Source organism: Faecalibacterium sp. An192, from assembly GCF_002160175.1.
Lineage (GTDB): Bacteria > Bacillota > Clostridia > Oscillospirales > Ruminococcaceae > Faecalibacterium.
On sequence record NZ_NFKB01000072.1, the window covers coordinates 1 to 11,178 of the forward strand.

Sequence of the window (11,178 nt, forward strand, 5' to 3'; positions counted from 1 at the left end):
CTTGGGGATGAGCGTTGCAGAGATTGCCGAAGCCGAGGGCGTGGGCCGGGTCCGTATCAGCAGCAGCATCCGGCGCGGCATACAGCGCCTGATGGTGATGTTGGAAGGATGGCAAGGAATCTAAGGAAGCCAGATGGGCAGGTGCCGTGCGGCATCTGCTCTTTCTCTTTTCTCAAGTGGCCGGCTGGTATAAGGGGATTGCTTTTCGTCGTTAGATGGTGTATAGTTACATACAAGATGGTTAGTTACAGCTAATCAAAGCTGCATCTGCAAGGAGGTGCGTATGAACTGGACACGAACCCTACTGGACGGTCTTGCTATGGCGGCCTACTTCAACCTGTTTGCTGCCGCGGTGGCACTGTATAACCCAAGGCTGCTGTTCCCCTGTTATCCGCCTGCCATCATCAAGGCGGCGAAAGAGCCGCCTACAGGGGCTGAAAACCGTTTTTACTGGCTTTGGATTTGCTTTGGGGAGCTGCTGCCCCTGCTGCTCTACGGAGCGGCTAGCGCTGTGGAAGGCGGTACAACAGGTTTCTGGCCCCTGGCCCTGACCGGGTACATCCAGTGGATGATGGTCAATTTCTGTGACCTGTTCTTTCTGGATTTCTGGCTGATCCAGAAGAAGGCGAAAGCTCGTTTTATCATCCCGGGGACTGAAGGCCACCCCGGCTATGGCTTCAACGCCTGGATGAAGGGCTACGCGCTGCCCGAGCACCTGCTCCAGTGGCCGTTTTTGATGTGTCCCATTCTTGCCGCTGCGCAGGCGGGGCTGGGGCTGTTGCTGCAAACATTGCGATAAGGAGGAAACAATCCCATGAAACAGAATGTTGCCAAAATCCGCCTTGGCACCCACGGCGAGGACTACGGGAGTTGGATGTCCAACCCGGTCTTTTACATGGTGGGCGGGCTGCTGGCCCTGTCGGTGGTGCTGGCGGCACTGTCCGTTTGGGCGTTCCATCTCCTCTGGCTGGGCATCGTCTTTGGAATCGTGGCGGTGGCCCTTCTCGCGCTGCTGTGCTGGTGCGGCTGGATACGGAAACAGTACGCTTTCGGCGGCGGAGGCATGATGGAGCGGGTCCACCAGGTGGTTCTTTCCCATCTGGATTTTGACGGCAAGGGCACACTGCTGGAGGTGGGCTGCGGCTCCGGCGCGCTGTCCATCCGGGCCGCCCTCACCTGGCCGGCCGCCCAGGTGACCGGTATCGACTACTGGGGCGTAGCCTACGGCTACGGCCAGGCCATGTGCGAGAAAAACGCCGCCAGTGAAGGGGTGGCGGCCCAGTGCCGGTTCCAGCATGGGGACGCCAACAAGTTGGACTTCCTCGATGAAAGCTTTGACGCCGTGGTGAGCAACTACGTCTATCATAATGTGATGGGCTCGGACAAGCGGGCGCTGCTGCGGGAGACCCTGCGGGTGCTGAAAAAGGGCGGAGTGTTCGCCCTCAACGATGACATGAAGCCCCGGATGTACGGGGATATGGAATCCTTCGCCCAGGAGCTGCGGGACATGGGCTATCAGGATGTGCGGCTGATCGACACGGCCCAGGAGGCTTTCGGCTCCAAACGCCGGGCGGCTCTGATGATGCTGGGCGAATCCCGGATGCTGGTGGGGCGGAAGTGATGCTGCTGATTGAACTTGTGGCGCTGTGCGGCCTGTTTTGGGGCGCGTGCTGGCTAGGCACCGGCGGCGATCGCAAAAATCTCTATGGTTTCCGCGCCTATCCCGACGCCGTGCAAAACATCGTCCGCTCCCGCCCGGAATTAGCAGGGAAGATCCGTCAGCAAAGGCCGGCAATGACTTTTGTGGGCAACCTGCTTCTGTTCGCCATTCTTTTGTTCGGCCTGGGGCTGTTGACGCGACGGGAGGATTTCGCGGGAAACTTCCTGAATGCCCTGCTCTTAGGGCAGGGCTTCAACCTGTTCGACCTGGTGGTGATCGATCTCCTCTGGTGGAGGAACACCAAGCGGGTGCGGTTCTCTGGCACGGAAAACCGGCCGGAACTGTACGCTGACCCCGGTAAGCACATTTCGTCTTTCCTGCGCGGCATTGTAATGTTCCTGCTTGTTGCCATCCTCGATGGCTGGCTGCTCACCTGGATTTGAGGGGAGGATTTCCATGACGCTTGCAGAATTTCGCCTGACTTATCCTGCGGCCGCCTTCACGGTCAGCAGCGGGAAGCCCTTTGTTTACCGCTACTACAAAAATTCACAGGCAAAGGCCACGCTGGTACTGCTCACCGGCGGCATTGGGCTTTCGGACCTGTTTTATAAACACTTCGCCAGCTTTGCGCAGGATTTTTCGGTGCTGACCTTTGACTATCAGATTCCGTTTGCGGACAACGGTGAATTTGCCGACGCCGTGGCGGAACTGCTGCGCCATTTGGGGGAGAGGGTCTGGCTGGTGGGCCAGTCCCTGGGCGGTGTGGTGGCCCAGGTCATCGCCACCCGCCACCCGGAGGTGGTGGAGGGGCTGGTGCTCTCCAACACCTGCTCCCTGTCCGGCAGCATGAGCGAAGAAGGGTATCGGGACCTGATGCAAATGGTCGAGAGCCAGCGAAAGTTTAAGAAGTGGCTGTCCATCCTGCCCTTTTCCTTCATCAAGGGGATGATGCGGCGGGCGGTGCTGAAAATGAAAACAGACAACTTCACAGCGGCGGAAAAGGTTGCCATGAAGGAAATCTGCGATGCCATGCTGGAACTGCTCACCAAGCCCTACGAGGCCCACATGATCGACTTCCTTTGCGACGCGGAGCATTACTTCGGCCTGACACAGGATGACTTTGCCCCCTGGAAGGGGCGGGTGCTGCTGATTTTGTCCGAGGATGATATCACCTTTACGCCGGCCTGCAAGCAGGACCTGATCGACCTGATGCCCAGCCCCACGGTGGTCACCCACCTGACCGGCGGGCACCTGGCGCTGATGGTGCGGCTGGAACAGTACGCGGATTTGGTGACGGGCTTTATAAAGGCGCGAATGGAATGAAATAAACAATGTGTTCTTTTGGGATTCATAGCTGATCCAGAAGAAGGCAAAGGCTCGTTTTATCATCCCGGGGACCGAGGAGGCCCCCGGCTATGGGCTAAGGCTTAAATGAAGGGCTGTGCTCTGTCAGATAAAGACTGTTTTCCCACTTGACTATATGACAGTGTTCGATATATCATTACATTAGTAATGGCTAACCTATACTGGAGGTGAAGATAAATCATGATACACGGAAGCCATTATCTTGACAAATTATATAATGACCTCATAACAAATTCACCACAAACAATTTCGATAGATATTCCGTCTGATATGGGGAACGGGCGAATTGCTCAAACAAAAATCAAGCACGGAGTGATTCTTTCGGACTGGCAAATGTGTTACCGGTCTGACATGAATGTACAGGGACCTGTCAGTAAGGAGTATATGCAAATTATTTTCTGCCTGAATGATGGAATTTCCTGGGGTATCATGGATGAACGGCGTTCTGTGACGATTCAAAAAAATGAATCCTGTATTTATGCCGGACATGAAGGAACAGAATATATTTGCTACAAAAAGGATAGCAATTTCTTGTTCAAGAGTATCAAAATTCCAATCTCCTATTTCTCCAGGCTTCTATCGGATTATTTTGACGGGCAGGAAGTAACCGCCTATGAGAAAAAACTTCTAAACGGGGTTTCAAAAGTTCCAGTGACGCCTGTTATGGAGCAAATTTTAGCCGAGACAAGCCGTTTCACCCAATATCGTGGCGGGCTGGGATATTTGTATCTGGACGGGAAACTGCTGGAACTGCTGTCGATTTATTTGGGCGAAGTGCTGGAACTGGACATCTTAATGGGCAAAAACATTTCTATGTCCCGCACTGAGCGAACAGCCATTATGGAAGCCAAGCGAATTATAGACAGCCAGCTTGCATTTGCTCCTTCCTGTGAAGAATTATCCCGTATGGTACACTTAAGCATGACGAAGCTGACACGCGGGTTCTCATCATTCTACGGTATGCCAATCCATCAATATGTTATTGAGCAGCGTTTGGCACAGGCGGCACAGTTACTTTTAGAAGGGGACCGGAATGTAAGCGAGGTTGCCGCAATCGTTGGATATGGAAAAGCCTGCAATTTTGCTGCCGCATTCAAAAAAAGATACGGTGTAGCTCCAAAAAATTACCGAGAAAGTATGTTTGATAACACAAAAAATAAAGGTTGACTGATTTTGGGTCAAAACGGGCAGGTTTTGGGTTGAATCAGTCTGAGATAATTGATATTCTATGTGGTGTGGTTAGGATTTGCTAACTGCACCGCATTTTTATTTTGCAACGAAATGAGGAGGCATCAGCATGAAACAAAAGTTGAATGCGAAAGACTTTATTCTCATCGGCGTTCTGACTGCTCTCATGTGGATCATCTGCATGATTATCAGCACCATTATGAGTGTGGCCGGTCCGGTGACCAATGTGTTTTACCCGTCCGTTGTTGCGATTCCCAATGGCATCGTAATGATGCTCCTTCTGGCCAAGGTACCGAAAAAGGGCGTTTTTACCATCTGCGCTGCAATTCAGGCGATCCTGTTCCTGTTAGTGGGCGCATTCTGGTTTATTCCCATTGGCCTTGTAATTGGCGGTGTAATCTGTGACTTCCTGGTTATGGGCCGGAAAGAGATTACGATGAAATCCATGATGGTCGCCTATGCGTTGTTCAGCGCTATTTTTGCTTTCAGCGCAATCTGCCCCATCAAATTCCTTCAGAGCGCCTTTGTCGGGGCTATGGAGAAGAACAACATCGCGCAGGAGTACATTGATGGAATGTTGAATATTACTTCCGTTCCCATGCTGGTCGTCATTGTTGCGGCTGGCCTGGTCGGTGGATTGATTGGCGGACTGATCGGACAAAAAGCGTTGAAGAAGCACTTTATCAAGGCTGGACTCGTTTCAGTAAAATAACAGGATCAGCCCCCCAAAATGCATCAGACAAACGCATGCAAGCGGGCTGCCTGATTTCAAAGCGCGGGGCTAATGTAGTCCTGCGCTTTGATTTTATAGGGAGGCATTGGAATGGAAGAAGCACAAATCAAACAAATAATTGAGCGGCAGCCCCTCCACGGGTCTGCACTCCTGGACCCACGCTGCAAAATTCTTCTCCTGGTCTGCATCGGTTTTGTCAGTTACTTTTTGGCCGGAGAAGTTGTCAGCCTTGCGCTCATGCTGGTTTATGGGGCGTTTATCGCTTTAGGCAATGGCGGAAAATGGGCGGTGAAGATGATAGTGACCTATATTATTGTAGCCTATCTCAACGCTCTGCTCCGTTATGTGCAAGTGCCGGTTTTGAGCGTGATTATGAGCGTATTTGGTGTGACGGTCCTGAAATTGATCCCCATCGTAATGATGGGACTTTGGATATTGCGGACCACCTACATGGACGATTTGATGGTAGCCCTCCAAAGGATGAAGTTGCCACAGGCGGTCACAATCCCTCTTGTGGTCATGTTCCGCTATATCCCCACTTTAAGGATTGAATATCGGCAAATCCGCAGCACGATGGATATTCGCGGTATCAGCGATACCCTCTGGAAACGGGTATCCCATCCATTGGCAACGATAGAGTATATTTTGATACCGCTGCTGATGCGGTGCCTGAAGGTCACGGATGAACTGGCGGCATCCGGCACAACACGCGGTCTGGAACTGGAATGCAAACGATATGCGCTGCGTCCGATTCGCTTTTCGTGGCCGGAAATTGTGGTATCTCTCTTGGGCATCCTTTTTTTGGCTGGACTTCTCATTATTGACCAGACCAAAATCGGGGAAATCATTTTGTGGAGGGTGTAACGGTGATCTCATTTCAGAATTTCAGTTTTCGCTATGAGGAAAGCCAGGATTTTACCCTCCGTGGCATTGATATGACCGTACAGACCGGCGAGTTTATCCTTCTGACCGGGCGAAGCGGCTGTGGCAAGACAACACTGATCCGTTCGCTTAATGGCCTGATCCCGCACTTTTACCCCGGAGAAATTCAGGGTGATCTTGTGATGGACGGGCGCTCACTCCTGGAGATGAAACCGTCACAGCTGGCTGGGCAGGTAGGAACTGTATTCCAGGACCCGCGTTCTCAGTTTTTTATGACAGATACTACACGGGAACTGGCCTTTGGATGTGAAAACATGGGCCTTCCCCGTGAAGAAACGATTGGACGAATCGCAAAGGCGGCCAAAGATTTGGAATTGGTGGACTACCTGAACAGGAGTATTTTCGCCCTGTCCAGCGGGGAAAAACAGCAGATTGCCATTGGTTCGGTTTACGCTCTCTCACCCAAAGTCTACATTTTTGATGAGCCATCCGCCAATTTGGATTATGCGGCTACCAAACGGTTGGCTGAAATCATGGGGAAATTGAAGCAAGACGGATATACCATCTTCGTAGTAGAACATCGCTTTTATTACCTGCGGGATTTGATTGACCGGGTATTTCTCATTCAGGATGGAAAGGTTGAAATGGAATTTACCAGAGAACAGTTCTGCACGCTGCCTGAGAAAACCCGCATTTCCTACGGCCTGCGGACAGTGTATCCAGAACGAGATGCGAAAAACTATCAAGAAAAGGAACATCTTTCCGATAATAAGCACCTGTTGACGGTGCAAAACTTGGCGTTCTCTTATAAGAAAGGGCCTGCTGTCTTCCAGAATGTCAGCTTTGAAGCTCATGCGGGAGATGTCATTGGGATTCTCGGTCACAATGGCGCGGGGAAGACAACGCTTTTGTCGATTTTGACCGGCCTCTTAAAACAGCGGCAGGGGGAAATCAGCTTTGACGGAAAGAAACTCACACTCCGTCAGCGGCGCGCTCTGTCTTACCTGGTGATGCAGGATACAGACTATCAGCTCTTTGCCAGCAGCGTGGAAGAAGAACTGTCTCTTGGAATAAAGGACGATTGCAAAGAAAAAGTAGACGCCACATTGGATGCTTTGGAGCTTTCAGAGTATCGGGAGCGCCACCCGGCTTCTCTCTCAGGTGGTCAAAAACAACGGGTCACCATCGGTGCCGCTATCGTAAAAGATAGCCCAGTGATTTACTTCGATGAGCCTACCAGTGGTTTGGATTATGATTCGATGGTGCGCGTCAGCAATCTGATTGAACAGCTTTCAAATTCCGGGGTGATTGTTTTTGTGGTATCCCATGATTTTGAGTTCATTGTCCGTACCTGTACGGAAGTGGTTCAGTTGGATGACCACGGGGCCATTCAAAATCACAGGCTTTCACCTGAGATTTTGAAAACCCTTTCTGAAAAGTATTTTAACTGATGGGAGGTTAGACTTATGTTTCAAAAAGTGTTTGAGTACGCAGGGCCTCACAAAAAAGGACTCTATGCGGCCACGGCAGTGGTGTTGGTCAGCGTTCTAATGGGTGTTCTTCCCTTCGTGCTGGCTTACCAGGTGATCGCGCCGCTGGTCATGGGGGAGGCAATCAACGCTTCTTTTATCATCCTGCGAGTAGTGTTGGTGCTGGTATGCCTGGTGCTGCAAGCTGTTCTCTATGGCTGGGGGTTGAACATCTCCCATAAGGCGGCGTATGATACCCTGCTCCGTTTGCGGACTGCGCTGCAAAAGCGCTTTGAAAAGCTGCCGCTGGGTGTAATCCAGGATAAAGGCACCGGCACAGTCAAAAAGCTGTTTGTGGATGATGTGGACAGTTTGGAGGTTCTGCTGGCCCACTCCATGCCAGAGGGGATCGCAAACTTGATGATTCCCGTTGCAGTTTATGTTGCAATGTTTTTTGTGGACTGGAAACTGGCGCTTTTGTCTCTGGCATCTATCCCCATCAGCCTGATTGCCATGATGACGATGTATTCTGTCGGCATGAAGAAAATGGGCCCTTACTACATGGCCGGGCAGAAGATGAACAATACCATCATTGAGTACATTAACGGAATGGAGGTCGTCAAGGTATTTAACAAAGACGCCGACTCCTATGAACGGTTCCGCAAGGATGTGTCCGATTATAGAGATTATACTCTGGCATGGTACAAGGCCGCATGGCCCTGGATGGCGATTTACAGCTGTTTGCTGCCCTGCACCATTATCCTGACTCTGCCGCTGGGGGCCTGGTTTGTTCTTTCCGGCTGGTCGGCTTTGCCGGATTTGATTTTGGTATTATGCCTTTCCCTGAGTATCGGTATGCCGCTGCTCAAATCTCTTGGGTTCCTGCCTACCATGCCTCAGCTTAACTACAAGATTTCTGCGCTGGAGCAAGTCTTGGATGCGCCGGAACTTCAGCAGACCAGCGATGAATTTCATGGAAAAGATGACACCATTACCTATGACCATGTTACTTTCGCCTATCAGACAATGCAGCCTGGCCCGGACGGGAAACCTGCAATGATTGAAGATGAAGTTCTCCACGACATTTCCTTTACCGCAAAAGCCGGACAGAAAACAGCCCTTGTGGGTGAGTCCGGTTCTGGCAAGAGTACCCTTGCCAAACTGTTGATTCACTACTACGACCCGCAAAAGGGCAGTATTTCCATCGGCGGGCAGAAACTATGCGATATGAGTCTGGAGGCATTGAACAGCCGCATTTCTTATGTGGCGCAGGATCAATACCTGTTCAATACCTCTCTGCTGGAGAATATCCGGCTCGGCCGGCTGAATGCAACGGATGAAGAAGTATTGGAGGCAGCTAAGAAGGCCCAATGTATGGAGTTTCTGGAGAAACTGCCCCAGGGCATTCGATCTATGGCGGGCGATGCCGGAAAAATGCTTTCCGGCGGCCAGCGCCAGCGTATTTCTTTGGCGCGCGCAATCTTAAAAGATGCCCCCATTGTCGTGCTTGACGAGGCGACCGCCTACGCTGACCCCGAGAATGAGGAAAAAATGGAGGCTGCCATTGCAGAGCTGGTGAAGGGCAAGACCCTGGTTGTCATTGCTCATAAGCTGCCCGCAATTATGAACGCTGACCAGATATGCGTTATGGATCATGGCAATCTGGTGGCCACCGGAAAGCATCAGGAATTGATTCAGTCCTGCCCTGAATATCAAAAATTGTGGAAGGCTGCACAGGACAGCGCCGAATGGAAAGTATATACTGCAAAGGAGGGGAAATAAATGTTTGCACTGTTTTCGAGAATTTTGAAACTCTCCGGCCGTTATAAGGGGCGCATCCAGGGCGCATTTGTCTGCGCGTTTTTGGAGTCTATCCTGTCTAAGATGCCGATTTTTCTGGCCTTTGTGGTGCTGAGCGGATTTGCGGCCGGAACACTGACCGGGCAGACCTGCTTATATGTAGGAATCGGCCTTGTTGCGGCGGTACTGGTACAAATGTTTGTTCACTATCTCAGTGACAGCCTGCAGAGCGCAGCAGGATATTTGATGTTTGCAGATAAGCGCATGGAACTGGGAGGCCATCTGCGAAAACTGCCAATGGGTTATTTTACATCGGGGAACATCGGCAAAATCAGTTCTGTCCTTAGTACCGATATGGTTTTCATTGAAGAAGTCGCCATGAGTACGCTGGGCAATATGATGAGTTATTTGCTGTCCTCTTTGGTTCTCCTGGCTTTTATGTTTTATTTGAACTGGCAGCTCGGTTTGATTGCTGCGGCGGTAACCATTTTGGCATGGCTGGTATCCAAGGGGATGAACAAGGTCTCCCTGCGGGAAGCGGCAGGCCGCCAGGAGCAAAGCGAACGGCTGACGGATGCGGTTCTGTCCTTTGTGGAAGGTATTGGCGTTATCAAGAGCTATAACCTGCTGGGTGAAAAGTCGGAGGAACTAACCGGAAATTTCAAACGGTCCAGAAATACATCTCTTGCGTTTGAGCGAAAAATGACGCCGTGGACTGTGGGCCTGAATATTCTCTACGGGATTGGCATTGCGGCAATCTTCGGTTTGGCCATTGTGCTGGAACAGAGCGGCGCGCTCTCCCTGGCCTATGTGTTGGGCGTTCTGCTGTTTGTATTTGACCTTTTTGGCCCACTGAAGGCGCTCTATGGAGAGGCATCCCGTCTGACTGTAATGAACGCTGCACTGGACCGCATTGAGGCAGTACTGGATGAACCGGAACTTCCTGATACCGGCAAGCAGCACCTTCCGGCCAAGGCACAGCCAGGACAGTCGGAAGTGCAGTTTCATGATGTTACCTTTGCTTATCAGGATAAAGAAGTTCTGCGTCATATCAGCTTTTCCATGCAGAAAAATTCCATGACAGCTTTGGTTGGGCCTTCCGGCGGAGGCAAATCCACGATTGCAAACTTGCTTGCCCGGCTGTGGGATGTGAAATCCGGCAGTGTGACCGTCAGAGGAGTAGATATTCGGAATGTGCCGTTGTCGGAGCTGATGGATCAAATCAGCATGGTATTTCAGCGTGTGTATTTGTTCCAGGACACAATCTATAACAATATCAGCATGGGGAAACCGGATGCCACGGAGGAGGAAGTCTACGAAGCTGCAAGGAAAGCCCGCTGCTATGATTTCATCATGGCCTTACCTGACGGGTTTCAGACGATGGTGGGCGAAGGTGGCGCTACCCTCTCTGGCGGTGAGAAACAGCGGATTTCTATTGCCCGCTGCATCTTGAAAGACGCTCCCATCGTTATTTTGGATGAAGCGACTGCCAGTGTAGATACTGATAACGAGAGTTACATCCAGGAAGCTATTTCTGAACTGGTCAAAGGAAAGACTCTGCTTGTCATTGCCCACCGGCTGAATACCATCCAGAATGCTGATCAGATTTTGGTCATTAACAACGGACAAATCGCGCAGCAAGGTACCCATGAGGAACTTTTGGGGCAGCCCGGTATCTATCAGGACTTTGTTAATATCCGAAAAAATGCTGCTGGATGGAGCTTGGCATAAATCTAAGATATGTCACAAAACAAAGCCACCTTAAGAATGATAGAATGTGCAAAGTACGGCTTTTCTAAAAGATATATGTCGCCTGCAATTGTGATTTTGAGACAACTAAAAAATGCATTGTCACACCTTCTTTGCACCATACCCCCGCTGTTAGGAGGTAAATATGAAACTTCACGCATCCGGGGAGGACTACCTGGAAGCCATCCTTGTTATCCAAAAGCAGAAGGGAATGGTCCGCTCTATAGATGTGGTGCGGCACCTGAACCTCTCAAAGCCCAGTGTAAGCCATGCGGTTTCCCTTCTGCAAACTGGCGGCTTCCTCACGGTGGACGAAGATCACTTCCTTCACC

General features: G+C 51.1%; 10 protein-coding genes and 1 pseudogene. All 11 read left to right on the top strand.

Going from position 1 to position 11,178, the window contains the following annotated elements:
- Positions 1-319 precede the first annotated feature (319 nt).
- Entirely contained in the window at positions 320-799 is a 480-nt protein-coding gene (locus tag B5F27_RS14775) for a hypothetical protein (protein ID WP_242962213.1), read from the top strand.
- Between the two features lie 15 nt (positions 800-814).
- Complete coding sequence (locus B5F27_RS14780) at positions 815-1,621, top strand: class I SAM-dependent methyltransferase (RefSeq protein ID WP_087368860.1); 807 nt, start codon at positions 815-817, stop codon at positions 1,619-1,621.
- Positions 1,621-2,103, top strand: coding sequence for an ABC transporter permease (locus tag B5F27_RS14785; protein ID WP_087368861.1), 483 nt, complete (start codon positions 1,621-1,623; stop codon positions 2,101-2,103). The genes B5F27_RS14780 and B5F27_RS14785 overlap by 1 nt, the downstream gene beginning before the upstream one ends.
- Positions 2,104-2,116: 13 nt before the next feature.
- Positions 2,117-2,983 (top strand): alpha/beta hydrolase, encoded by an 867-nt coding sequence (locus B5F27_RS14790; RefSeq protein ID WP_158098269.1) that lies wholly within the window; start codon positions 2,117-2,119, stop codon positions 2,981-2,983.
- Between the two features lie 222 nt (positions 2,984-3,205).
- Entirely contained in the window at positions 3,206-4,192 is a 987-nt protein-coding gene (locus B5F27_RS14795; RefSeq protein WP_087368863.1) for an AraC family transcriptional regulator, read from the top strand.
- A gap of 130 nt (positions 4,193-4,322) precedes the next feature.
- Entirely contained in the window at positions 4,323-4,925 is a 603-nt protein-coding gene (locus tag B5F27_RS14800) for an MptD family putative ECF transporter S component (RefSeq protein WP_087368864.1), read from the top strand.
- A 111-nt stretch (positions 4,926-5,036) separates the two neighbouring features.
- Entirely contained in the window at positions 5,037-5,810 is a 774-nt protein-coding gene (locus B5F27_RS14805; protein ID WP_087368865.1) for an energy-coupling factor transporter transmembrane component T, read from the top strand.
- Positions 5,798-7,279, top strand: a complete 1,482-nt coding sequence (locus B5F27_RS14810) for an energy-coupling factor ABC transporter ATP-binding protein (RefSeq protein ID WP_087368866.1) — start codon at positions 5,798-5,800, stop codon at positions 7,277-7,279. Before B5F27_RS14805 ends, B5F27_RS14810 begins: the two co-directional genes overlap by 13 nt.
- Before the next feature lie 15 nt (positions 7,280-7,294).
- Positions 7,295-9,079: an ABC transporter ATP-binding protein gene (locus tag B5F27_RS14815; RefSeq protein ID WP_087368867.1), complete on the top strand. Its 1,785-nt coding sequence runs from the start codon at positions 7,295-7,297 to the stop codon at positions 9,077-9,079.
- Complete coding sequence (locus tag B5F27_RS14820; RefSeq protein ID WP_087368868.1) at positions 9,080-10,828, top strand: ABC transporter ATP-binding protein; 1,749 nt, start codon at positions 9,080-9,082, stop codon at positions 10,826-10,828.
- Positions 10,829-10,991: 163 nt separating this feature from the next.
- Positions 10,992-11,178 (top strand): annotated as a pseudogene (locus B5F27_RS14825) (metal-dependent transcriptional regulator); the annotation flags it as partial.

Coding starts and splice junctions, on each gene's coding strand:
- B5F27_RS14815 (WP_087368867.1), top strand. CDS start 7,295: ATGTTTCAAAAAGTGTTTGAGTACGCAGGGCCTCACAAAAAAGGACTC.
- B5F27_RS14785 (WP_087368861.1), top strand. CDS start 1,621: ATGCTGCTGATTGAACTTGTGGCGCTGTGCGGCCTGTTTTGGGGCGCG.
- B5F27_RS14820 (WP_087368868.1), top strand. CDS start 9,080: ATGTTTGCACTGTTTTCGAGAATTTTGAAACTCTCCGGCCGTTATAAG.
- B5F27_RS14795 (WP_087368863.1), top strand. CDS start 3,206: ATGATACACGGAAGCCATTATCTTGACAAATTATATAATGACCTCATA.
- B5F27_RS14800 (WP_087368864.1), top strand. CDS start 4,323: ATGAAACAAAAGTTGAATGCGAAAGACTTTATTCTCATCGGCGTTCTG.
- B5F27_RS14780 (WP_087368860.1), top strand. CDS start 815: ATGAAACAGAATGTTGCCAAAATCCGCCTTGGCACCCACGGCGAGGAC.
- B5F27_RS14775 (WP_242962213.1), top strand. CDS start 320: ATGGCGGCCTACTTCAACCTGTTTGCTGCCGCGGTGGCACTGTATAAC.
- B5F27_RS14790 (WP_158098269.1), top strand. CDS start 2,117: ATGACGCTTGCAGAATTTCGCCTGACTTATCCTGCGGCCGCCTTCACG.
- B5F27_RS14805 (WP_087368865.1), top strand. CDS start 5,037: ATGGAAGAAGCACAAATCAAACAAATAATTGAGCGGCAGCCCCTCCAC.